Below are 23,215 nucleotides of genomic sequence, written 5' to 3' on the forward strand. Positions count from 1 at the left end.
ACCGTCATCACCGGGGCCCGCACCGGATTCCCACCTCCGCCCACACCGTCTTGCACGGCTCCGGGCCCCGCACCACACCCCAACGGTCGGCCAACTCCTCGACGAGCAGCAGCCCGTAGCCCGACTCACTGGGCTCCGGCGCCGCACTCCCGGCCACGGGCACGCTCTCACCCCTGGCATCGGTCACCTCGATCCGCAGCACACCGGGCGCGGTGACCACGAGGGTCAGCCGGAAGTCCCGCCCCGGGACACGGCCGTGCAGCACGGCGTTCGCGGCGAGTTCGGCGACGATCAGCCGCGCCGGGTCCAACGGCAGCCCCCAGGCGCGCAGTTGCTCGGCGGCGAGCAGCCGGGCCAGCCGGGCACCCCGGCGGGTCGCGGACAGCGGCACGGTGAACTGGTGGAGCGGGGTGCGCGGCACAGCGATTTCCTGATTCACGTCACCCAGCGTGTTGGGTCGCGTTCCCGCTGTGAAGACGGGTGAGTCGTGCGACCGCCGGGTGTCCGTGGCGTGTCCGGTCCCGTCCGGGTTGCCCGGGTGCGGCAGGCGACACAGGGTCTCGTCCCCTCAGGGCGACGGCAGCGGCAGGCAGGGCACCTGCGGTTGCCGCAGATGCTGTCCACCGTCGTGGACGCACAGGGTGAAGGTCTCCGGTCCTGGCCGTCCGGCCGCGTCGTAGACGTCGATGAGGCGCTCGACGCTCTCCCACAGCCGCACCTGCCCGCCCTCGCGTACCCGCCAGCCGCCGTCGCCGTCCGGGGCCAGCATGGCGGCCGACCCGCTGACCACGTCGACCAGGTGCACGATGCCGCCGACGGCGGTCAGTTGCGCGTCGGGCACGGCGCTCTGCACGAGGAAGCGCAGGTGGAAGGCTTCCTCGGTCGCGGCGGTGATCCGCTCGGGAGCGTGCCGGGCGGCCCGCGGCCTTCCCGGCAGCCCGGCCGCCCAGTGGGCGGGGTTGCCGAAGGCCGGCGCCGCGTGCGTACGCGCCGACATGAAGGAGACCGTGCCGCCCAGCAGCCGCCCCTCGGCGGTGCCGTCCCCGGCGACGGTGAGCAGGACGCGGGCGTACCCGTAGAGCCAACCGGAGAGCGTCAGCAGGATCTTGCCGCCCGGCCGGGTCTGGGCTACCAGGGCCGGGGGCACGGCGCGGAAGGAGCAGGCGGCGACGATCCGGTCGAACGGGGCCTCGGGCCAGTACCCGTACAGCCCGTCCGCAACCGCGAGGGTGGGTGCGTAACCGCAGCCGTGCAGCGCGCTCGCCGCCCGCTCCAGCCGGTGCGGGTCCACCTCGATGCTCGTCACACCGGCCGATCCGAGGCGTTCGCAGGCGAGCGCGGTCGAGTACCCCGTCCCCGTACCGATCTCCAGCACCGTGTGCCCCTCCCGCACGTCGGCGTCGGCCCACATCCGCACCACGAGCGACGGCAGCGTGGAGGACGAGGTCGGGGCCCCTCCGTGGCGTCCGGCCGGGTGCTCCCAGTCGGGTTCGTCGCCGTCGAACTGTGTGATGAGCGTGGTGTCGGAGTACGCGGCGGCCAGCCAGCGCCCGTGGTCGAGCGCGGCGGTGACCGGCTGCCACAGGGTAAGCCCCTGCCCGTCGCACTCCTCGCCGGGCAGGTAGAAGCCGGGCACGAACCGGTGCCGGGGCACCGCCTCCACCGCCGCCCGCCAGGCCGGATCGTCCAGCACCCCGCGTACGGCAAGGTCCTCCGCCATGATGGCGCGCAGCCGCGCGGCATCGGTTTCGAGGTCGACGGGCAGCGTCATGAACGGCCCTTCCTTTCCACGGTGAGAAGGTCGGCGAACGCCTCGGTGATGTCGTAGGCGTCGGGAAGCCAGCCCCACTGGCCGTTCGGGTTGCACTCGATCGCCGTCCAGTGTTGCGGGTCGTCCCCGTCCCCGGTGAGCGCGAAGTCGAAGCAGCCGAAGACCAGACCGAACGAGGCCAGGTAGGCGTGCAACGCCGCCGCGACGGGCGGCGGCACGATGATGGGCGCGTGGAGCAGGGCGCCCCAGTCGCCCCGGCGCCAGTCCAGCGCGCCGTCCGGTGCGGCGATCTGCTGGGCGAAGACACGACGGCCGACCACGGTGACACGTACGTCACCGGTCTTGGGGATCTCGGCCTGGAACAGGTGGGCGGTCACGGTGAGCGTGTCGTCGAAGGTCTCCGGGTCGACCCGCTGGGTCCAGATCGCTCCGGCCTGTCCGTCGTCGGCGGCGGGCAGGCCGCGGAACGTCTTGCAGACGACGGGACCGTGGACGGCGGCGAACTCCCGCGCCGACTTACGGTCGTTGGTGATCAGCGTCGGAGGAATCCTCAGCCCGAGCCGGGCGAGCCTGCGGAGCTGGGCGGGCTTGGACTCCGCGCGGGCCACCGCGGCCGGATGGTTGACGTACCGGGCGCCGGACAGGGCGTTCAGGACGCCACCGAACCCGTGCCGCGCCTCGGAGGCGGCGAAATCCGCCTGCTGCCGGGGCAGATGCGCGAACCGGGTGCCGTACGGAGTGGGGCGGCGGTAGTACACCGCCGCCACCTCCCCCGGCTCCACCTCCCGGCTCGCCGTACGCAGTCGCCCGCGCCATGCCGGACGGTCCGCGTCGATACGGAAGCCGAACGTCAGGGCGGGCCCGATGTCGGCGGGGTCGACTCGGACGACGGGCACCTCTCGCGCGTTCAGCGCGGCGACGACCAGGTCCGCGGTGACATCCTCCAGCGCGGTGACGACCAGGACGGTGGAGGCCATCGGTCAGTCCGATTCGTAGTCGGTGGTGCTGTCGTCCTGCGTCTGGGGCTGCGGGCCGTTCCCGTCTCCGCCCCCGGACACGGAGGCGGTACCGGTCGTCCTCGATGTCCCGTGCTTGCCCATCTCGACCGGCCGCCCAGTGGCATCGACGTAGCGGGCGATCTGCGTGACGGGGTCGAGCGTCACGGTCGCGTACGGCGGCGGCCCGACCGGCAGCCGGTCGGTGACCAGGCGCAGCGCCCAGGGGGCCTCGGGGGCGAGTGTCGTCATGGGGGTCCCTTCTCTGTCCGCGATGCGGAGTTCCAGATTCTCGCCACTCAGTGTGCTCGCGCGTGTGCACACTGTGCATATGGGCAGCTCGTACGGCCGACGGCTGTACGCCGGCTGCCCGGTTTCTGTCCGCCCTGCCCGGGGTGACCGGGCGCGGGCGGCCGGAGTTGGTCCGGGGAAGGGCGCGCGACGGGAGGCGGCGAACATGGGTGAGTGGGAAGCGGGGCTGGACGACGAAGAGGCCGGGGCCGTGATGCGGACGGTCACGCGGCAGTTGAAGCTGTGGCGGGAGGCGGCCGGCCTGACGCAGGCGGAGTTCGGGGCAGCCATCGGGTACGGGGAGGAGTTGGTCTCCTGCGTGGAGCGGGGGCGGCGAATTCCCCGGCCGGAGTACCTGGACGCGGCGGACGAGGTGCTGGGGGCGGGCGGGAAGATCGCCGCGATGAAGGGGGACGTGGCGGAAGCCCGGTACCCGAAGAAGGTGCGGGACGTGAAGCGCCTGGAAGCGGAAGCCGTCGAGATCTGCTCCTACAACAACTGCGTCATCGATGGACTCTTGCAGACCGAGGCTTATGCACGAGCCGTGTTCAGCTCTCGACGACCGCAGTTCGCGGAAGAGGAGCTGGAGCAGCGGGTAGCCGCTCGGCTGGATCGCCAGGAGATCTTCTGCGCTCCAAAAGCCCGTCCCCTCTTCAGTTTCGTGCTGTGTGAAGCGACACTGCGCCGCCTGATCGGGGGCAAGATGGTGATGCGCAACCAGCTCGAACGGCTGTCGGAAGTGGCCAGGCTGCGGAACGTCGACCTACAGGTGCTGCCCCTGAGCCGGGAGGAGAACTCCGGCCTCGGCGGCCCCTTCCGACTGCTCAAGCTCAAGGACGGAGCGGCCGTGGGTCTGAGCGAAATCCAGCTCACCAACCGCGTGATCACCGACCCGAAAGAGACCACGGTCCTCGACATGCGCTATGGGATCATCCGGGCGCAGGCTCTCACACCACGAGAGTCGCTGGCCTTCATCGAGAAAGTGCTGGGAGAGTCATGACCCTCAAGCCCTCTGACGGAGCCGATGGCAAGCTGGAGTGGATAAAGAGCAGCTATAGCTCGGACGACGGTCCGTCTTGCGTCGAGGTCGCCGCCACCCCGGCGATCATCCATGTGCGCGACTCCAAGATTCCGGACGGCCACCGCCTTGTCCTCACCCCCACTACCTGGGCCGCCTTCCTGCCGTACGTGTCCGAGCACTGACGTAGCAAACACACGTGGCCCGCACCCGGATGCACAGGTGCGGGCCACGTCTGCGTGTCAGTCGGCGACCGGAGCCGCCTCCGTCGCCGGTCCTTCTCCCCGAGCAGCGGCGAGGCGCCTTCACGGCACGCCCCGCCACCTCACGCGTAAGGGCTCAGGTCGTCGACCGACGCCTCCGCGCCCCCGGACGCCGCTCGCTCGGCCGTGTCACCGGGTCGCCGGCCTCCAGCGCCGCCATCCGCCGGCGCATGCCGAAGTCGGCCAGCGCCTCCGCCAGCTTGTGCACCGACGGCTCGGGGGCCATGACGTCGACGCGCAGGCCGTGCTCCTCGGCCGTCTTCGCCGTGGCCGGGCCGATACAGGCGATCACCGTCACGTTGTGCGGCTTGCCCGCGATGCCCACCAGGTTCCGGACCGTCGAGGACGACGTGAACAGCACCGCGTCGAAGCCACCGCCCTTGATCGCCTCACGAGTGTCCGCGGGCGGCGGCGACGCGCGCACCGTCCGGTAGGCGGTGACGTCGTCGACCTCCCAGCCCAGCTCGATCAGCCCGGCGACCAGGGTCTCCGTGGCGATGTCGGCGCGGGGGAGGAAGACACGGTCGATCGGGTCGAAGACCGGGTCGTACGGAGGCCAGTCCTCCAGCAGCCCCGCCGCCGACTGCTCGCCGCTCGGCACCAGGTCCGGCTTCACGCCGAAGGCGATCAGCGCGTTCGCGGTCTGCTCGCCCACCGCGGCGACCTTGATCCCGGCGAAGGCGCGGGCGTCGAGCCCGTACTCCTCGAACTTCTCGCGGACCGCCTTGACCGCGTTGACCGACGTGAAGGCGATCCACTCGTAGCGGCCCGTGACCAAGCCCTTGACCGCCCGCTCCATCTGCTGGGGCGTGCGCGGCGGCTCGACGGCGATCGTCGGGACCTCGTGCGGCACGGCCCCGTACGACCGCAGCTGGTCGGAGAGCGACGCCGCCTGCTCCTTCGTACGCGGGACGAGAACCTTCCAGCCGAACAGCGGCTTGGACTCGAACCACGCCAGCCGGTCGCGCTGGGCGGCGGCGGAACGCTCACCGACCACGGCTATCACCGGCCGGCCGCCCTCCGGGGACGGCAGCACCTTCGCCTGCTTCAGCGTCTGCGCGATCGTGCCGAGCGTCGCCGTCCAGGTGCGCTGCCGGGTCGTCGTACCGGCGACGGTCACCGTCAACGGGGTGTCGGGCTTGCGTCCGGCGGACACCAGTTCGCCCGCGGCGGCGGCCACGGAGTCGAGCGTGGTGGAGACGACCACCGTGCCGTCCGACGCCCCGACCTCCGTCCAGCACCGGTCGGACGCCGTACGCGCGTCGACGAACCGCACATCCGCGCCCTCGGCGTCACGCAGCGGCACACCGGCGTACGCGGGCACACCGACGGCGGTGGCGATACCGGGCACGACCTCGAACGGCACCCCGGCCGAGGCGCACGCCAGCATCTCCTCGGCGGCGTACGTGTCGAGCCCGGGATCACCGGACACCGCACGCACGACCCGCCTGCCGCCCCGTGCGGCCTCCATGACAAGATGTGCGGCATCCCTCACCACGGGGACACCGGCGGTTGTTGACGCGCCGTCAACAACCGTCAGCTGGGGCGTGCCTGGGCCCGGAACCGACGGATCGGCGTCCGTGTGCACTTCGGCGACGCCCTGCCTGGCGTGCGTCCGCACGACGTCGAGCACCTCGTGCTCGGCGACGAGGACGTCCGCGTTCGCCAGCGCCTCCACGGCGCGCAGGGTCAGCAGTCCCGGATCCCCGGGTCCGGCACCGAGGAAGGTGACGTGCCCGTGTTCCGGAGGGGCGGGAAGGGTGGTGGGGCTCACTGTGCTCGCTCCCCCATCAGACCGGCCGCGCCCTGCGCGAGCATCTCGGTGGCGAGTTCGCGACCGAGTGCCATCGCCGCCTCGTGCGTCTCGGGCACGGGACCGGTGGTGGACAGCTGCACCAGCGTCGAGCCGTCGGTCGTGCCGACGACGCCGCGCAGGCGCATTTCCTTGACAGTCTGCCTGTCGGCCTGGGAGACCCCCCGCTCGAACGGTGCCGAGAGCGGGGGGAGGTCGGCCAGCGCGCCCACAGGGGCGGAGCAGCCGGCCTCCAGGGCGGCGAGCAGGGACCGCTCGGCCGTCACGGCGACCCGGGTGAGGGGGTCGTCGAGCTCGGCGAGCGCGGCGATGAGATCCGCGTCGTCCGCGGCGCACTCGATCGCCAGTGCCCCCTGGCCGGGGGCGGGCAGAACCGTGTCGACCGACAGGAAGTCGGTCACCTCGTCACCGCGTCCGATCCGGTTCAGTCCGGCGGCCGCCAGCACCACCGCGTCCAGTTCGCCCTTCATGACGTACCCGATGCGGGTGTCGACGTTGCCCCGGATCGGGACCGTCTCGATGTCCAGGCCGTGGCCGCGCGCGTACGCGTTCAGCTGCGCCATGCGGCGCGGCGAACCCGTACCGATGCGCGCGCCGCGCGGCAGGTCGGCCAGCTTCAGCGCGTCCCTCGCCACGATCACGTCCCGCGGGTCCTCGCGGACCGGGACCGCGGCCAGGACCAGCCCGTCGGGCTGCGCCGTCGGCAGGTCCTTCAGCGAGTGCACCGCGAAGTCCACCTCGCCCCGCGCCAGCGCCTCGCGCAGCGCGGCGACGAACACGCCCGTGCCGCCGATCTGCGCGAGGTGCTCGCGCGAGACGTCACCGTACGTGGTGATCTCGACGAGCTCGACGGGCCGTCCGGTCACCTGGCTCACGGCATCCGCCACCTGCCCGGACTGGGCCATGGCGAGCTTGCTGCGCCTGGTCCCCAGCCTCAGTGCCTTCTCAGTCATGCCGGCCCTCGGTTCTGTGCGTTCATCTCGGTGCTTTCCTCGGCGCGGGAGACGGAGGCCACCGTCTCGGGGTCGAGGTCGAACAGGGTGCGCAGCGCGTCCGCGTACCCGGCGCCGCCGGGCTCGGCCGCGAGCTGCTTGACCCGTACCGTCGGCGCGTGCAACAGCTTGTCGACCACCCGCCGCACGGTCTGGGTGATCTCCGCGCGGTGCTTGTCGTCCAGGCCGGGAAGCCGCCCTTCGAGGCGGGCGATCTCACCGGCCACCACATCGGCCGCCATCGTGCGCAGGGCGACCACGGTCGGCGTGATGCGCGCCGCCCGCTGGGCCGCCCCGAACGCGGCGACCTCGTCGGAGACGATACGCCGCACCTGGTCCACATCGGCAGCCATCGGGGCGTCCGCGGAGGCCTCGGCGAGCGATTCGATGTCGACCAGGCGCACACCGGCGAGGCGGTGCGCGGCCGCGTCGATGTCGCGCGGCATGGCGAGGTCCAGCAGGAAGAGCACGGGCTCGGGGCGCGGCGGCTCGGCCACCGGCTCCGGGCGGCGCCGCTCGGGGATCCGGCCGACCGCGGACGCGGTCGCGGCCAGCGCGCCGATCAGCTCGGCGTCGGCCTCCGGGCCGGTGGCCCGGGCGGCCTCGCGGCGGTCGACGGTGCCGCCCGCGGCCCACGCGGCGTGCTGCTCCAGCGTGGCGGCGTCCATGCCGGCGACCGCGGCCTCCCCCATGACGGAGAAGCCGGGCTGTACGGCGGACAGGTCCAGCGGGCAGTTCTCGTCGGCAGCGGCGGCGGCGGCCCCCGCGGCGGGAGCGGCCGGGGCGGCAGGTGCGGGCCCGGTGACGGGCGGCTGCTCCCCGATCCGGTTCTCGACGCCCCCGGCGATCGCGTCGGCCGTCAGGACCAGTCCGGTCGCGCCGGTGCAGGAGACGACCACATCTGCACGTGTCAGCTCGAACGGCACCGATCCCATCGGTACCGCGCGGGCCAGCACGTCCGTGTCGTCGCCCTCGCCCAGTATCCGCGCGAGCCGCTCGGCGCGCTCCTGCGTGCGGTTGGCGATCACGACCTCGGCTACACCGGCCCGGGCGAGCGTGGCCGCGGCCAGCGACGACATCGAGCCGGCGCCGATGACCAGGGCCTTCTTGTCCCGGGCCCACGCCTCGACGGGCGTGCCGAGGGCCAGCTGCTCCAGGCCGAAGGTGACCAGGGACTGCCCGGCGCGGTCGATGCCGGTCTCGGAGTGGGCGCGCTTGCCGACCCTGAGCGCCTGCTGGAACAGGTCGTTCAGCAGCCGTCCGGCGGTGTGCAGCTCCTGGGCGCGGGCGAGCGAGTCCTTGATCTGGCCGAGGATCTGCCCCTCGCCCACGACCATCGAGTCCAGCCCGCAGGCCACCGAGAACAGGTGGTGGACGGCCCGGTCCTCGTAGTGCACGTAGAGATAGGGAGTGAGTTCCTCCAGGCCGACCCCGCTGTGCAGGGCGAGCAGCGTGGACAGCTCGGCGACACCCGCGTGGAACTTGTCCACGTCGGCGTACAGCTCGATGCGGTTGCAGGTGGCCAGGACCGCGCCCTCGGCGGCCGGCTCGGCGGCGACCGTGTCCTGCAACAGCTTGACCTGCGCGTCCGCGCTCAGCGAGGCCCGCTCCAGCACGCTGACCGGGGCGCTGCGGTGGCTCAGTCCGACGACGAGGAGACTCATGCCGGCATCACGGCGGGTACGTCCCCGTCGGGCCCCTGGTCGGTGGCGGAGTCGGTGCGGGGGGCGGCCGGGACGGCGGCGGAGTCGGCCGCGGCGGTGGCGCCGGCCTCCTCGCCGGCCTTGCGCTGCTCGTGGAAGGCGAGGATCTGCAGCTCGATGGAGAGGTCGACCTTGCGCACGTCGACGCCGTCCGGCACGGACAGCACGGTCGGCGCGAAGTTCAGGATGGAGGTGACACCGGCGGCCACGAGCCGGTCGCAGACCTGCTGGGCGGCACCGGCGGGGGTGGCGATCACGCCGATCGACACGCCGTTGTCCGTGATGATCGACTCCAGCTCGTCGGTGTGCTGGACCGGGATCCCGGCGACGGGCTTTCCGGCCATCGCGGGGTCGGCGTCGATCAGCGCGGCGACCCGGAAGCCGCGGGAGGCGAACCCGCCGTAGTTGGCGAGGGCGGCGCCGAGGTTGCCGATACCGACGATCACGACCGGCCAGTCCTGGGTCAGGCCCAGCTCGCGGGAGATCTGGTAGACGAGATACTCGACGTCGTAGCCGACGCCCCTGGTCCCGTAGGAGCCCAGGTAGGAGAAGTCCTTGCGCAGCTTCGCGGAGTTGACCCCCGCGGCGGCCGCCAGCTCCTCCGAGGAGACCGTGGGCACCGAGCGCTCCGAGAGCGCGGTGAGGGCGCGGAGGTACAGCGGAAGACGGGCGACGGTGGCCTCGGGAATCCCTCGGCTACGGGTCGCCGGTCGGTGAGTTCGGCCAGTTGCCACGGTGCTCCTGCGGGTAGAGCGGGGCTTCAGGCGGTCATACGTCCCCGGACCGCCCCGTCGAATGCAGGCTATGTCTTTGTGAACGCGTGCACAAAGATTGTGTCCGATTTGCCCGGCCAACGTGACCGGGGTCACGCGCCCCCGGCGCACTTGTGGGGAACCGGCGCACACGCGCCACCGTTCCTTGTCTTCTGGGGGCAAAACCGCACACTCTCCTCCGTGAATCCCGCCCCCGAGACCTGGCCACCATCGATCCTAAGCGACTCCCGCGCCCCATTGGACTGACCGGTCAGTCGCCGAGGGCCTTGCGGAGACGGTCCTCGTTCACGCGCCAGAAGGTGTGCTGCGCCCCGTCGACCAGGACCACGGGGATCTGCTCCCAGTACCGCTCGTACAGCTCGCGGTCCTCGGTGATGTCCTTCGACTCCCACGGCACGCCGAGCTCCGCGCACACCTTCTCCACCACCACCTGCGCGTCGTCGCACAGATGGCAGCCGGGCTTGCGCACGAGGGTGACGAGCCGGTCCCGCGGGGCGGCCGGGGTGTTGCGGCGGAAGAGAGGGCTCATGTCCGCCATTGTCGCGCGCGTCGTAACGGCACGGACCCGCGGAGTTCACGACGTTCGAACCTCGCGGCTCCGGAACGGCCGAACGGACTGGCTATGCTCACGCCATGGCCGCTCTAGGATGGCTCACTCCCCGTAGGCGCTCAGCCACGGCCCGGAGTGTGTTGGCAGGCGAGGCCTCGGCGGAGGCAGCACGCAAGTCCACCCAGGAAGTTCACGAACGCGAACCGGAATTCCCGGTGCCCGGCGACGAACGGGCCGCCGCGTTCTTCGACCTGGACAACACGGTGATGCAGGGCGCCGCCCTGTTCCACTTCGGCAGGGGCCTGTACAAGCGGAAGTTCTTCGACACCCGCGACCTCGCCCGGTTCGCCTGGCAGCAGGCGTGGTTCCGGCTGGCCGGGGTCGAGGACCCCGAGCACATGCAGGACGCCCGCGACTCGGCGCTCTCCATCGTCCAGGGCCACCGCGTCTCCGAGCTCCAGTCCATCGGCGAGGAGATCTACGACGAGTACATGGCCGAGCGGATCTGGCCCGGGACCAGGGCGCTGGCCCAGGCGCACCTGGACGCGGGCCAGCGGGTGTGGCTGGTCACGGCGGCACCCGTGGAGATCGCCACGGTGATCGCCCGCCGGCTGGGGCTGACCGGGGCGCTGGGGACGGTCGCGGAGTCGGTCGACGGCGTGTACACGGGCAAACTCGTGGGCGAGCCGCTGCACGGCCCGGCGAAGGCGGAGGCGGTACGCGCCCTGGCGCTGGCGGAGGAACTGGACCTGGGCCGCTGCGCGGCCTACAGCGACTCGCACAACGACATCCCGATGCTGTCGCTGGTGGGCCACCCCTACGCGATCAACCCCGACGCCAAGCTCCGCAAGCACGCGCGCCGCATGGACTGGCGCCTGCGCGACTACCGCACCGGCCGCAAGGCGGCCAAGGTCGGCATCCCGGCGGCGGCGGGCGTGGGCGCGGTGGCCGGCGGCACGGCGGCGGCCATCGCCCTCCACCGCAAGCGCCGCTGACCCCACCCGCTCCCGCTTCCGCACCCGGGGGCACCGGGTCGCGCACCATCCCCCGCACCGGTCAACACCAGCACCGCACACCCCCGCGCCCCCACCCCTGATCACCCCGGACCGAAACCCCCGCCCCGCCCGCGAACACGGCCAATCCAACTGCCGTACCCCGCAACCCCCCTGTCCAGTCCTGTTGGCTGCACACGGCCACAACTCGCCCCAGAGGCACCCCGAACACGAAACATTCCGATCAACATCCGGTCACCATCCGGCACTTGATCGCACGTCAACCGGTTACGGAAGCGACGTAACCGGTGATTTGAGCAACTGGGTGTAGCAGAGCCTGTACGAAGCGTTATTCTCCTCAGACGCAATTCGGTACCCGCCCGTCGCTACGACGGGTGAATGGTCCCGCACTGCACGTGATGAAAGCTCTGCCTCTGGGAGTCCCGTGTACCCACACGTCGGGGTTGACGCCTCGGGCCTGGCTACGCTGCGCGCGACAGTCGCGACAGCCCGAGACATGTTGCGCGGCATCGTCCCCACCGCGCACACCGTCCCCGCATTCGCCACCGCCCCCGCCGGCCCGTGCTACGCCCTCGCCGACGGCACCGCCGCGGTCGGCAGACGAGGGCGACCCTCCGGTGCCGCCACCACGGTCCGCCGGCCCGCCGCCGACAGCGACAGCGCCCGGATGATGGACCTCGTGGAGCGCGCCCAGGCCGGCGAGGCCGAGGCCTTCGGACGGCTCTACGACCAGTACAGCGACACCGTGTACCGGTACATCTACTACCGCGTCGGCGGGAAGGCGACCGCCGAGGACCTCACCAGCGAGACCTTCCTGCGGGCACTGCGCCGCATCGGCACCTTCACCTGGCAGGGCCGTGACTTCGGCGCCTGGCTGGTGACCATCGCCCGCAACCTGGTCGCCGACCACTTCAAGTCCAGCCGCTTCCGCCTCGAGGTCACCACCGGGGAGATGCTCGACGCCAACGAGGTCGAACGCTCCCCCGAGGATTCCGTTCTCGAGTCCCTGTCCAATGCCGCCCTCCTCGATGCCGTACGACGACTCAACCCCCAACAGCAGGAGTGCGTCACGCTCCGATTTCTCCAGGGCCTGTCCGTCGCCGAGACCGCCCGCGTGATGGGCAAGAACGAAGGCGCCATCAAGACCCTCCAGTACCGGGCCGTCCGCACCCTCGCCCGACTGCTCCCCGAAGACGCCCGCTGACCCGCCGACCCGAACCACCCCCGTCGGCGGCACACGTTCCGCGACACCCAACTCACCGTACGTGAAACTCCGTTGGCTTACGCATTCGCCCATCCGGCGTGCGTAACCCAAGTGCCGCGCCACTCGTTGTGCGGGATACAGGCTCCCTGTGGTCACCCCCTGACCGACTTCGATCACTCGATCGTGTGGCCTTGGTCAGGGCGGGAACCCTCAGGACCCCCTGGGGAGTCGACCGTCATGACGAGAGGAGGTGCCGCCAGTGATCGCGAACGTATCGGCGCACCGGCGGGCGAACGCCTTCGCCCAGGCCCTGGAGGAGCAGTCCGACCGGGGCACGGCGGCCGAACAGTCCGAAGGGCCGGCACCGGCACCGGCCGCCGCCGAGAGCGAGCGGGCGCGGTTGCTCGCGCTGGCCTCCGGCCTCGGCGCGCTGCCCAAACCGGAGCTGGACCCCGAGGTCAAGGTCGTCCAGCGGGCCCAACTGGTGGCCGCGTTCGAGGCCATGCTCCAGGAGGGCACCGCTGCGGGCGAGGCGACGGATCAAGCCGTACCCGAACAACGCTCGCGCCGGGCCCGCGGCGCACACCGGGCGACCCCCCTGGGCAAGCTGCGACCGCGCTCGCGGCTGGCCAAAGGACTCACCGCGGGCGGACTCACCGTCGGGGTCGCCGCAGGCGCCCTCGGCGGAGTCGCCGCCGCCAGCTCCCAAGCCCTGCCCGGCGACTCCCTCTACGGCCTCAAGCGGAGCATCGAGGACGTCAGACTCGGCCTCGCCGACGGCAACGACGAGCGGGGCCGCATCCACCTCGACCACGCCTCCACCCGCCTCGGCGAAGCCCGCCGGCTGATGGAGCGCGGACGCAGCGGCCCCCTGGACCACGAGTCCCTCGGCGAGGTCCGCCGCGCCCTGTCCGGGATGCGGCACGACGCCTCCGAGGGCCACCGGCTGCTGCGCAGGGCCTACGAGCGCGACCCCGCCTCCCTGAGCCCCATGCAGGCGCTCTCCTCCTTCGCCGACACCCACCGCGAGACCTGGGGCGCCCTGCGGGACCGGCTGCCCGCGCAGTTGGGGGACGTCAGTGAGCAGGTCTCGTCGGTCTTCGACGCCATAGACCAGGACGTCGCCCCGCTGCAGTCCCTGCTCCCCCCGTCCCCGGCCCAGGACGACGACGGCGGGGCGACCCTGCCCGGCTCCGCGTCGACACCCGGCGCCCCGTCCGGCTCCGGACCCTCGCAGTCCCCCGGCACCGGCACCTCCGACGCGAGCGGCAGCAGCAGCGCCGACCCGTCCGGTTCCGCCGACACCGGCGGCGAGAGCGACGGCCTGCTCGGCGGCAACACCGGCGGCCTGCTCGACCCGCCCCAGGAGAGCGGCACCAGCACCTCACCGCCGCCGACGGGCGGCCCGACCGCACCCCCCGCCCCCGACGTCACCCTCCCGCCCCTCCTCCCCGGCCTGCTCCCGGGTCTGGGCATCGACGGCGAGGGCGGGAACTAGCACGCGGCCAGGGACCAGGGCCGGCGCTGGGGGCGCCTCTCACGCCGAGGGGCGCCCCCAGCGCCGTGCCGGGCTCAGAAGAAGACCGACCGCCGCTGCACCAGCAGCTTGTACAGCGTGTGCTGGATCTGCTCCCTGACCTGGTCGGTCAGGTTGAACATCAGCATCGGGTCCTCCGCCGCCTCCAGCGGATAGCCGTCCGTCGGAATCGGCTCACCGAACTGGATCGTCCACTTCGTCGGCAGCGGAATCGCCCCCAGCGGCCCCAGCCACGGGAACGTCGGCGTCAACGGGAAGTACGGGAAACCCAGCAGCCGGGCCAGCGTCTTCGCGTTCCCGATCATCGGGTAGATCTCCTCCGCCCCGACGATCGAGCACGGAATGATCGGCGCCCCCTGCCGCAGCGCGGTCGACACGAACCCGCCCCGCCCGAACCGCTGCAGCTTGTACCGCTCACCGAAGGGCTTCCCGATGCCCTTGAACCCCTCCGGCATCACCCCCACCAGCTCCCCCTGCCCGAGCAGGCGTTCGGCGTCCTCCGCGCAGGCCAGGGTGTGCCCGAGCTTGCGGGCCAGCTCGTTGACCACCGGCAGCATGAACACCAGGTCCGCCGCGAGCAGCCGCAGATGACGCCCGGCCGGATGGTGGTCGTGGACGGCGACCTGCATCATCAGGCCGTCCACCGGCACCGTCCCGGAATGGTTGGCGACGATCAGGGCGCCGCCCTCCGACGGGATGTTCTCGATGCCCTTCACCTCGACCCGGAAGTACTTCTCGTACACCGGGCGCAGCAGGGACATCAGGACCTGGTCGGTGAGTTCCTCGTCGTAGCCGAAGTCGTCGACCTCGTAGTCCCCGGTGAGCCGGCGGCGCAGGAAGGCCAGACCGCTCGCGACCCGCCGCTCCAGACCGCCCGTGCCGTCGCCGGGACCGACGCCGGTGTGCTCGCCGGCCGGCTCCGGGCCCTGCCGGGGCGCCTCCTCCGCACGCGTCACGTCCTCGTCGCCCTGCCCGGACACGACGCCCGGCAGCGGCTGGACGTCCCCCGCCGCCGGCTGCGCGGTGCCCTGGCGCCGGCCGCCCGCACCTCGGCGGCGCGACGGGCGCTGCGCGGCGCCCCCACGGGAGCGGTGGTCGTCGTCGAACGGAATGACCTTGGCGTCCGCCATCGTTGCTGCGCTCCTCAGTTGGCGCTCTGCGTCGGGAGGTGACCGCTGCCCGGCAGGGGCAGCGCGGCGATCCGGTCGACGGCCCTCTCCAGGGCCTCCGGCGGAAGCAGCCCGGGACCACGACTGCGTACGAACTCCGCAAACGTTTCGGCAGTCGTGTACTTCGGGGTGAAGCCCAGCGTCTCCCGCATCTGGTCCGTCGCCACCACCCGCCCGTGCGTCAGCAGCCGGATCTGCTCGGGCGAGAAGTCCGTCATCCCCAGCGTACGCACCAGCGATCCGGCCCAGGTGACCGCGGGAAGCAGCAGCGGCACGGTGGGCCGGCCGAGCCGCCGCGCACACTGCGACAGCAGCAGCACGCCGTCACCGGCGATGTTGAACGTGCCGCTGTTGAGCGTGGAGCGCCGCGGTTCGTGCGAGCCGATCCGCAGCACCTCGACCACGTCGTCCTCGTGCACGAACTGCAGCCGGGGGTCGTAGCCGAACACGGTCGGCAGCACCGGCAGCGAGAAGTACGAGGCGAGCGGACTGTCCGCGGCCGGCCCCAGGATGTTCGCGAACCTGAGCACGCACACCGCGACGTCGGGGCGGCGCCGCGCGAAGCCGCGCACATACCCCTCGACCTCGACCGTGTCCTTCGCGAAGCCGCCGCTGGGCAGCGACTTGGGCGGCGTCGTCTCGGTGAAGACCGCCGGGTCGCGCGGCGCGGAACCGTAGACGTTCGTACTGGACTTCACGACCAGCCGTCTGATGTTCGGGGACTTCTGGCAGGCACCGAGCAGCTGCATGGTGCCGATGACGTTGGTCTCCTTCAGCGCGGCCCGGCTGCCGCTGCCGAGCGGCGTGCCCGTGACGTCGAGGTGGACGACGGTGTCGGCGCCCGACTCGGCGAGCACCCGCGCGATGGTGGGCTGCCGGATGTCCGCCTGGACGAAGTCGGCGCCGCCCAGGTGGTGCTCGGGCGGCACGGCGTCCACGGCCACGACCCGGTCCACCTCGGGGTCCCGCTGGATCCGCCGGACGAAACGGCCGCCGAGCTGACGGGCCACTCCGGTCACGAGCACGACCTTTCCCAAGATCAGCGCCTTCCTTCTCGCCCTCGTCCCCGACGGCCAACCTATCGGTTCGCCGTCGCTGGGTGACGTGCACTCGCTGCGGGACGTGACGACCGCCCGGAACGGCCGCCTCCCCCCGCTGCGCGAGTCACCCCGCCCGCGGCCCGTACACACCCGGCGACACGGCAGTGGCCCCCCACCGGAGTGCGGTGGGGGGCCACTGGACACGCTCTCGCGCTGTCGCCTACTTCTTGTTGCGACGCTGGACGCGCGTGCGCTTGAGCAGCTTGCGGTGCTTCTTCTTGGCCATCCGCTTGCGCCGCTTCTTGATAACAGAGCCCACGACTACCCTCGCTCACTTCTCATCACTCGGTGTTTGGGCGCCATGGGCCCACACGACCTACGAGGGGCTAGCCTACCCGTCCGAGCGCTGAGGTCGTAATCGAGGTGACCGGGGAGGCCCATGAGTGCCCGGTACGGGCCTCCCCGGGTCGCCGTCAGGCGGTTTCCACCCCCACGTAGCTCTCGCGGAGGTACTCGTGAACCGCTTGCTCGGGGACGCGGAAGGACCGCCCCACCCGGATCGCGGGCAGATGACCGCTGTGCACCAACCGGTACACGGTCATCTTCGACACTCGCATCACCGAGGCGACTTCCGCCACGGTAAGGAACTGAACCTCGTTCAGAGGCCTCTCGCCAGCTGCAGCCATGACACACCTGAACCTTCCGCACTCGACGGCCACCGGCTTCCCCTTCCGGTGACTCTTCGTCGCTGCGTGCTCACTCCCCAATGTAGGGGCGGGTGATGCGAGTGGGGAAGAGGTGCACCCATCGGCGGCCTACTGTGACAGACACGCTCGATTGAGTACGTAGCGGGCCAGCGGCAGGTAGTAATCGGACCGCACACCGTCATCAAGTGGAACGACGACGGACACGAGCCCCTCGGCCTGACCCACGAACGGGGCGGGGTCGTTCACATCGGCCGGCCCGACCGCCTCGAACCCCAGCTGACCTGCACCGCAGACCCAGCCGTGGTCCCCGATCACCAGCTCGGGAAGCGGCCCGCCGGCGTCGGCCGCCGCCGCGAGCGCGGTCCGAACCGGCAGCGGGGAGTGCGTGTGCGCGCCCGGCTCACAACCGGTGCGTTCCGCGTCCGCGCCCCGGACGAACCCGACTCCTCGTACGTAGTCGAGGTTGTACGTGCGTAGACCGAACCGGGTCGTTATGTCGACACGGCGACCCTGCGCCGGGGTGAGGACCGTACATCCCGCCGCCGACAAGCCGTCTGCCAGAGCGGCGTAGAAGCCGATCAGCCGCTGCGGATGGCCGGTGCCGAGGAGCACCGGCACACGGCGGTCGGCGGCGGACGCCAGCCGCCGGGCGAAGGCGTCCAGGGCGGCCAGGGTCAGCTCGGGGTCGATCACGTCTTGGCCGGAGATGTGCCCAGGATCGGCCGAAACCCCACACCTGTCCGCCATCAAGGCGATCACATCCCGCTCGTCCCATACCCATTCGGGGTCCAACCCGATCAGGACGCGCGGGTCCCGCGCCGCGAACAGCCGGTAACTGCGCAGGCTCACCTCCCGCGTGGTGCCCACCACCCCGGCGAGCCGGGCAGCCAGCAGATGCGCGCGAAGGTCGACCGTGGTCAGCACGGAAGCGATGCTGCGGGACACCGGGACGGGATGCCCCCGGAACGGCGGAACACCGCACGGTCGGCGTAACGGCCACCCCGGGCGGGGCTCAGGGCAGCAGCCCCCGCAGCGGGAACACCGCCCGCCGCACCGCGAGGACCGCCTGGTCCAGGCGGTCCGCCGGATCGTATCCCTCGTCCCACGCGGCCCAGGAGACCGGCCACCGTCCGTCGGTCATCCGCCGCGGCGCCGACTGCCGGGTCCGGGCGTACACCTCCTGCCTCCAGCCCTCCGGGATCACCGTCGTGGGCTCCACGGGCCGCCCGGCCGCGATCCCCACCAGATGGGTCCAGGACCGCGGGACGACCTCCACCACCGCGTAACCGCCACCCCCCAGCGCCACCCACCGCCCGTCGGCGTACTCGTGCGCCAGCTCGTGGCACGCCACCTGCACCGCCCGCTGCGCGTCCAGCGACACCGCCAGGTGCGCCAGCGGGTCCTCGAAGTGCGTGTCGGCCCCGTGCTGCGTCACCAGCACCTGCGGCCGGAAGTCCGCGATCAGCTCCGGTACTACGGAGTGGAACGCCCGCAGCCACCCGGCGTCCCCGGTCCCGGCCGGCAGGGCGACATTGACCGCGCCGCCCTCCGCGCCGGGCGCCCCCGTCTCCTCCGGCCACCCGGTCTGCGGGAACAGCGTCCGCGGATGCTCGTGCAGGGAGATCGTCAGCACCCGCGGGTCCTCCCAGAACGCCGCCTGGACCCCGTCCCCGTGATGCACGTCGACGTCGACGTACGCGACGCGCTCCGCGCCCAGTTCCAGCAGCCGGGCGATCGCCAGCGAGGCGTCGTTGTACACGCAGAACCCCGAGGCGGCACCGGGCATCGCATGGTGCAGCCCGCCCGCGAAGTTCACCGCGTGCTGCGCCTCCCCGCGCCACACGGCCTCCGCCGCGCCCACCGACTGGCCGGCGATCAGCGCCGACACCTCGTGCATTCCGGCGAACGCGGGATCGTCGACCGTCCCCAGCCCGTACGACGGGTCGGCCGACGCCGGGTCCGCCGACGCGGCCCGCACCGCCTCGATGTAGTCCTCCCGGTGGACGAGCCGCAGCGTCGACTCCCCGGCCGCCTTCGCGGCGACCACCTCCACCTGGCGGTCGAGCCCGAGGGCACCGACCAGACTCCGGGTCAGCGCGAGCCGGACCGGGTCCATCGGATGGTCCCGGCCGAAGTCGTAGCCCGTTACTGCCTCGTCCCACATCAGCTGCGCGCGCCCGGTCATGCCCGCCACCGTATCGGTCCGGTCCGACGCCGCGTTCAGCCTCCCTGGAGCAGGGGGACCAGCGCGCGCATGTCGTCGAAGAGCTGGGTGGCCCCGCCGAGCCTCCCGGCAGGGGTCATCGCCGTGAACCCGTACACGTCCATCCCGGCCGCGACCGCCGCCTGCACGCCGAGCGGGCTGTCCTCCACCACCACGCACCGCTCCGGCGTCACCCCCATGCGCGCGGCCGCGTACAGGAACAGGTCGGGTGCCGGCTTCCCGCGGCCCACGTCCTGCGAACTGAAGATCCGCCCGTCGTCGAACCACCGGTCGAGCCCCGTCGTACGGTGCCCCACCCGGATCCGCTCATGACTCCCCGACGAGGCCACGCAGTACGGCACCCCGTCCGCGCTCAGCTTCTCTAGTACGTCCATGGCGCCGGTGACCGGCTTCAACTCCCTCTCGAACGCGGCGAAGACCCGGGCGTGGAACACGTCGTCGAAGTCGGCCGGCAACCGCTGCCCGGTCCGCTCCGCCACGAGATCGTGCACCCGATGCATGGCGGAACCCATGTAGTCCCGGATGGAGTCCTCGTACGAGGTCGGATGGCCGAGTTCGGTGAGGTAGCCGGCCAGGAGGCGATTGGAGATCGGCTCGCTGTCGACGAGCACACCGTCGTTGTCGAAGATGACGAGGTCATAACCCATGCCCCGACCCTAAACGCAGAAATCCCCCGTGCTGAAGAGCACGGGGGATTCCCCAAAAATTGTTCGGCGGCGTCCTACTCTCCCACAGGGTCCCCCCTGCAGTACCATCGGCGCTGTAAGGCTTAGCTTCCGGGTTCGGAATGTAACCGGGCGTTTCCCCTACGCTATGACCACCGAAACACTATGAAACAATCAACCGCACCACGCTGTGGACGTGGGGTTGTTCGTGGTTTCAGAACCAACACAGTGGACGCGAGCAACTGAGGACAAGCCCTCGGCCTATTAGTACCGGTCAACTCCACACGTTACCGTGCTTCCATATCCGGCCTATCAACCCAGTCGTCTACTGGGAGCCTTACCCTCTCTAGGAGGTGGGAGCCCTCATCTCGAAGCAGGCTTCCCGCTTAGATGCTTTCAGCGGTTATCCCTCCCGAACGTAGCCAACCAGCCATGCCCTTGGCAGAACAACTGGCACACCAGAGGTTCGTCCGTCCCGGTCCTCTCGTACTAGGGACAGCCCTTCTCAAGACTCCTACGCGCACAGCGGATAGGGACCGAACTGTCTCACGACGTTCTAAACCCAGCTCGCGTACCGCTTTAATGGGCGAACAGCCCAACCCTTGGGACCGACTCCAGCCCCAGGATGCGACGAGCCGACATCGAGGTGCCAAACCATCCCGTCGATATGGACTCTTGGGGAAGATCAGCCTGTTATCCCCGGGGTACCTTTTATCCGTTGAGCGACGGCGCTTCCACAAGCCACCGCCGGATCACTAGTCCCGACTTTCGTCCCTGCTCGACCCGTCGGTCTCACAGTCAAGCTCCCTTGTGCACTTACACTCAACACCTGATTGCCAACCAGGCTGAGGGAACCTTTGGGCGCCTCCGTTACCCTTTAGGAGGCAACCGCCCCAGTTAAACTACCCATCAGACACTGTCCCTGATCCGGATCACGGACCCAGGTTAGACATCCAGCACGACCAGACTGGTATTTCAACGACGACTCCACAACCACTGGCGTGGCCGCTTCAAAGTCTCCCAGCTATCCTACACAAGCCGAACCGAACACCAATATCAAACTGTAGTAAAGGTCCCGGGGTCTTTCCGTCCTGCTGCGCGAAACGAGCATCTTTACTCGTAGTGCAATTTCACCGGGCCTATGGTTGAGACAGTCGAGAAGTCGTTACGCCATTCGTGCAGGTCGGAACTTACCCGACAAGGAATTTCGCTACCTTAGGATGGTTATAGTTACCACCGCCGTTTACTGGCGCTTAAGTTCTCAGCTTCGCCCGGACGAATCCAAGCTAACCGGTCCCCTTAACGTTCCAGCACCGGGCAGGCGTCAGTCCGTATACATCGCCTTACGGCTTCGCACGGACCTGTGTTTTTAGTAAACAGTCGCTTCTCGCTGGTCTCTGCGGCCACCCCCAGCTCAAGCAGCAAGTGCTCTCACCGGACGTGGCCCCCCTTCTCCCGAAGTTACGGGGGCATTTTGCCGAGTTCCTTAACCATAGTTCACCCGAACGCCTCGGTATTCTCTACCTGACCACCTGAGTCGGTTTAGGGTACGGGCCGCCATGAAACTCGCTAGAGGCTTTTCTCGACAGCATAGGATCATCCACTTCACCACAATCGGCTCGGCATCAGGTCTCAGCCACAAGTGCGACGGATTTACCTATCGCACGGCCTACACCCTTACCCCGGGACAACCACCGCCCGGGATGGACTACCTTCCTGCGTCACCCCGTCACTCACCTACTAACCGCTTGGGCCGGCGGCTCCACCACTTTCCTTTCCCCGAAGGGTCCGGAACGGCTTCACGGCCTTAGCATCACGATGCTCGATGTTTGACGCTTCACAGCGGGTACCGGAATATCAACCGGTTATCCATCGACTACGCCTGTCGGCCTCGCCTTAGGTCCCGACTTACCCTGGGCAGATCAGCTTGACCCAGGAACCCTTAGTCAATCGGCGCAAACGTTTCTCACGTTTGTATCGCTACTCATGCCTGCATTCTCACTCGTGAACCGTCCACAACTCGCTTCCGCGGCTGCTTCACCCGGCACACGACGCTCCCCTACCCATCCACACAGGCGTTGGCCCTCATATGTGAATGACACGACTTCGGCGGTACGCTTGAGCCCCGCTACATTGTCGGCGCGGAATCACTAGACCAGTGAGCTATTACGCACTCTTTCAAGGGTGGCTGCTTCTAAGCCAACCTCCTGGTTGTCTCTGCGACTCCACATCCTTTCCCACTTAGCGTACGCTTAGGGGCCTTAGTCGATGCTCTGGGCTGTTTCCCTCTCGACCATGGAGCTTATCCCCCACAGTCTCACTGCCGCGCTCTCACTTACCGGCATTCGGAGTTTGGCTAAGGTCAGTAACCCGGTAGGGCCCATCGCCTATCCAGTGCTCTACCTCCGGCAAGAAACACGCGACGCTGCACCTAAATGCATTTCGGGGAGAACCAGCTATCACGGAGTTTGATTGGCCTTTCACCCCTAACCACAGGTCATCCCCCAGGTTTTCAACCCTGGTGGGTTCGGTCCTCCACGAAGTCTTACCTCCGCTTCAACCTGCCCATGGCTAGATCACTCCGCTTCGGGTCTTGAGCGTGCTACTGAAACGCCCTATTCGGACTCGCTTTCGCTACGGCTACCCCACCCGGGTTAACCTCGCAACACACCGCAAACTCGCAGGCTCATTCTTCAAAAGGCACGCAGTCACGAGGATGGAGCAAGCTCCATCCCGACGCTCCCACGGCTTGTAGGCACACGGTTTCAGGTACTATTTCACTCCGCTCCCGCGGTACTTTTCACCATTCCCTCACGGTACTATCCGCTATCGGTCACCAGGGAATATTTAGGCTTAGCGGGTGGTCCCGCCAGATTCACACGGGATTTCTCGGGCCCCGTGCTACTTGGGTGTCTCTCAAACGAGCCGCTGACGTTTCGACTACGGGGGTCTTACCCTCTACGCCGGACCTTTCGCATGTCCTTCGCCTACATCAACGGTTTCTGACTCGTCTCATGGCCGGCAGACCATAAAAGAGAGATCCCACAACCCCGTATACGCAACCCCTGCCGGGTCTCACACGCATACGGTTTGGCCTCATCCGGTTTCGCTCGCCACTACTCCCGGAATCACGGTTGTTTTCTCTTCCTGCGGGTACTGAGATGTTTCACTTCCCCGCGTTCCCTCCACTTGCCCTATGTGTTCAGGCAAGGGTGACAGCCCATGACGACTGCCGGGTTTCCCCATTCGGACACCCCCGGATCAAAGCCTGGTTGACGACTCCCCGGGGCCTATCGTGGCCTCCCACGTCCTTCATCGGTTCCTGGTGCCAAGGCATCCACCGTGCGCCCTTAAAAACTTGGCCACAGATGCTCGCGTCCACTGTGCAGTTCTCAAACAACGACCAACCACCCGTCACAACCCACCGAAGCAGATTTTTACCGGGGCCGGCACTGAAGGCAGCCATACGGCCATACCCTCAGACACC

At 69.7% G+C, this 23,215-nt stretch carries 21 protein-coding genes and 2 rRNA genes; 5 read left to right on the plus strand and 18 right to left on the minus strand.

Annotated elements, in window-relative coordinates:
- Positions 1 to 7 precede the first annotated feature (7 nt).
- From FHX78_RS14980 to FHX78_RS14995, 4 genes are all read right to left on the minus strand, one after another.
- Positions 8 to 439: an ATP-binding protein gene (locus FHX78_RS14980; protein WP_167531762.1), complete on the minus strand. Its 432-nt coding sequence runs from the start codon at positions 437 to 439 to the stop codon at positions 8 to 10.
- Between the two features lie 129 nt (positions 440 to 568).
- A complete protein-coding gene (gene tgmC, locus FHX78_RS14985; RefSeq protein WP_145867964.1) occupies positions 569 to 1,771 on the minus strand; it encodes an ATP-grasp peptide maturase system methyltransferase in 1,203 nt (400 codons plus the stop codon).
- Entirely contained in the window at positions 1,768 to 2,748 is a 981-nt protein-coding gene (gene tgmB / locus FHX78_RS14990) for an ATP-grasp ribosomal peptide maturase (protein WP_145867965.1), read from the minus strand. The genes tgmC and tgmB overlap by 4 nt, the downstream gene beginning before the upstream one ends.
- Positions 2,749 to 2,751: 3 nt before the next feature.
- Positions 2,752 to 3,018 carry a putative ATP-grasp-modified RiPP gene (locus tag FHX78_RS14995; protein ID WP_145867966.1) on the minus strand — a complete coding sequence of 89 codons (267 nt, stop codon included), beginning with the start codon at positions 3,016 to 3,018 and terminating at the stop codon, positions 2,752 to 2,754.
- A 205-nt stretch (positions 3,019 to 3,223) separates the two neighbouring features.
- On the opposite strand from FHX78_RS14995, the gene FHX78_RS15000 reads away from it, so the two are divergent.
- Both FHX78_RS15000 and FHX78_RS15005 read left to right on the plus strand, forming a co-directional pair.
- The gene (locus FHX78_RS15000) at positions 3,224 to 4,057 is read left to right on the plus strand and encodes a helix-turn-helix domain-containing protein (protein WP_145867967.1); all 834 of its coding nucleotides are present in this window, start codon (positions 3,224 to 3,226) and stop codon (positions 4,055 to 4,057) included.
- The gene (locus FHX78_RS15005) at positions 4,054 to 4,260 is read left to right on the plus strand and encodes a DUF397 domain-containing protein (protein WP_145867968.1); all 207 of its coding nucleotides are present in this window, start codon (positions 4,054 to 4,056) and stop codon (positions 4,258 to 4,260) included. The genes FHX78_RS15000 and FHX78_RS15005 overlap by 4 nt, the downstream gene beginning before the upstream one ends.
- Positions 4,261 to 4,414: 154 nt before the next feature.
- On the opposite strand, the gene FHX78_RS15010 is transcribed toward FHX78_RS15005, so the two are convergent.
- The 5 genes from FHX78_RS15010 to FHX78_RS15030 form a co-directional block, all read right to left on the minus strand.
- Positions 4,415 to 6,112, minus strand: coding sequence for a bifunctional uroporphyrinogen-III C-methyltransferase/uroporphyrinogen-III synthase (locus FHX78_RS15010; protein ID WP_145867969.1), 1,698 nt, complete (start codon positions 6,110 to 6,112; stop codon positions 4,415 to 4,417).
- Positions 6,109 to 7,104 (minus strand): hydroxymethylbilane synthase, encoded by a 996-nt coding sequence (gene hemC, locus FHX78_RS15015; RefSeq protein WP_145867970.1) that lies wholly within the window; start codon positions 7,102 to 7,104, stop codon positions 6,109 to 6,111. The genes FHX78_RS15010 and hemC overlap by 4 nt, the downstream gene beginning before the upstream one ends.
- The gene (locus tag FHX78_RS15020) at positions 7,101 to 8,807 is read right to left on the minus strand and encodes a glutamyl-tRNA reductase (RefSeq protein WP_145867971.1); all 1,707 of its coding nucleotides are present in this window, start codon (positions 8,805 to 8,807) and stop codon (positions 7,101 to 7,103) included. Before FHX78_RS15020 ends, hemC begins: the two co-directional genes overlap by 4 nt.
- Positions 8,804 to 9,580, minus strand: a complete 777-nt coding sequence (locus FHX78_RS15025) for a redox-sensing transcriptional repressor Rex (RefSeq protein ID WP_145867972.1) — start codon at positions 9,578 to 9,580, stop codon at positions 8,804 to 8,806. Before FHX78_RS15025 ends, FHX78_RS15020 begins: the two co-directional genes overlap by 4 nt.
- 289 nt (positions 9,581 to 9,869) lie before the next feature.
- A complete protein-coding gene (locus tag FHX78_RS15030; protein WP_145867973.1) occupies positions 9,870 to 10,157 on the minus strand; it encodes a glutaredoxin family protein in 288 nt (95 codons plus the stop codon).
- Between the two features lie 95 nt (positions 10,158 to 10,252).
- On the opposite strand from FHX78_RS15030, the gene FHX78_RS15035 reads away from it, so the two are divergent.
- The 3 genes from FHX78_RS15035 to FHX78_RS15045 all read left to right on the plus strand — a co-directional run bounded on the left by FHX78_RS15035 (position 10,253) and on the right by FHX78_RS15045 (position 13,884).
- Positions 10,253 to 11,164: an HAD family hydrolase gene (locus FHX78_RS15035; protein ID WP_145867974.1), complete on the plus strand. Its 912-nt coding sequence runs from the start codon at positions 10,253 to 10,255 to the stop codon at positions 11,162 to 11,164.
- A gap of 442 nt (positions 11,165 to 11,606) precedes the next feature.
- On the plus strand, positions 11,607 to 12,386 hold the full coding sequence (locus FHX78_RS15040) for an ECF subfamily RNA polymerase sigma factor, BldN family (RefSeq protein WP_145867975.1): 780 nt from the start codon (positions 11,607 to 11,609) through the stop codon (positions 12,384 to 12,386).
- 259 nt (positions 12,387 to 12,645) lie between these two features.
- Positions 12,646 to 13,884: a DUF5667 domain-containing protein gene (locus tag FHX78_RS15045; RefSeq protein ID WP_167531763.1), complete on the plus strand. Its 1,239-nt coding sequence runs from the start codon at positions 12,646 to 12,648 to the stop codon at positions 13,882 to 13,884.
- A 74-nt stretch (positions 13,885 to 13,958) separates the two neighbouring features.
- Here FHX78_RS15045 and FHX78_RS15050 read toward each other — a convergent pair whose 3' ends face one another.
- The 9 genes from FHX78_RS15050 to FHX78_RS15090 form a co-directional block, all read right to left on the minus strand.
- Entirely contained in the window at positions 13,959 to 15,053 is a 1,095-nt protein-coding gene (locus FHX78_RS15050) for a lysophospholipid acyltransferase family protein (protein WP_145867977.1), read from the minus strand.
- 14 nt (positions 15,054 to 15,067) lie between these two features.
- Entirely contained in the window at positions 15,068 to 16,129 is a 1,062-nt protein-coding gene (locus FHX78_RS15055; protein WP_145867978.1) for an NAD-dependent epimerase/dehydratase family protein, read from the minus strand.
- Between the two features lie 223 nt (positions 16,130 to 16,352).
- Positions 16,353 to 16,451 (minus strand): 30S ribosomal protein bS22, encoded by a 99-nt coding sequence (locus FHX78_RS15060; protein ID WP_003948845.1) that lies wholly within the window; start codon positions 16,449 to 16,451, stop codon positions 16,353 to 16,355.
- Between the two features lie 154 nt (positions 16,452 to 16,605).
- Positions 16,606 to 16,818 carry a helix-turn-helix domain-containing protein gene (locus tag FHX78_RS15065; RefSeq protein ID WP_004984898.1) on the minus strand — a complete coding sequence of 71 codons (213 nt, stop codon included), beginning with the start codon at positions 16,816 to 16,818 and terminating at the stop codon, positions 16,606 to 16,608.
- Between the two features lie 129 nt (positions 16,819 to 16,947).
- On the minus strand, positions 16,948 to 17,763 hold the full coding sequence (locus FHX78_RS15070) for a phosphatase (protein WP_145867979.1): 816 nt from the start codon (positions 17,761 to 17,763) through the stop codon (positions 16,948 to 16,950).
- Between the two features lie 88 nt (positions 17,764 to 17,851).
- Entirely contained in the window at positions 17,852 to 19,024 is a 1,173-nt protein-coding gene (locus FHX78_RS15075) for an acetoin utilization protein AcuC (RefSeq protein ID WP_145867980.1), read from the minus strand.
- A 35-nt stretch (positions 19,025 to 19,059) separates the two neighbouring features.
- A complete protein-coding gene (locus FHX78_RS15080) occupies positions 19,060 to 19,710 on the minus strand; it encodes an HAD family hydrolase (RefSeq protein ID WP_145867981.1) in 651 nt (216 codons plus the stop codon).
- Positions 19,711 to 19,771: 61 nt separating this feature from the next.
- Positions 19,772 to 19,888: ribosomal RNA gene (gene rrf, locus FHX78_RS15085) — 5S ribosomal RNA — on the minus strand.
- Between the two features lie 84 nt (positions 19,889 to 19,972).
- Positions 19,973 to 23,092, minus strand: a 23S ribosomal RNA gene (locus tag FHX78_RS15090).
- Between the last annotated feature and the right edge of the window lie 123 nt (positions 23,093 to 23,215).

Source organism: Streptomyces capillispiralis (assembly GCF_007829875.1).
In the GTDB taxonomy this organism is placed as follows: domain Bacteria; phylum Actinomycetota; class Actinomycetes; order Streptomycetales; family Streptomycetaceae; genus Streptomyces; species Streptomyces capillispiralis.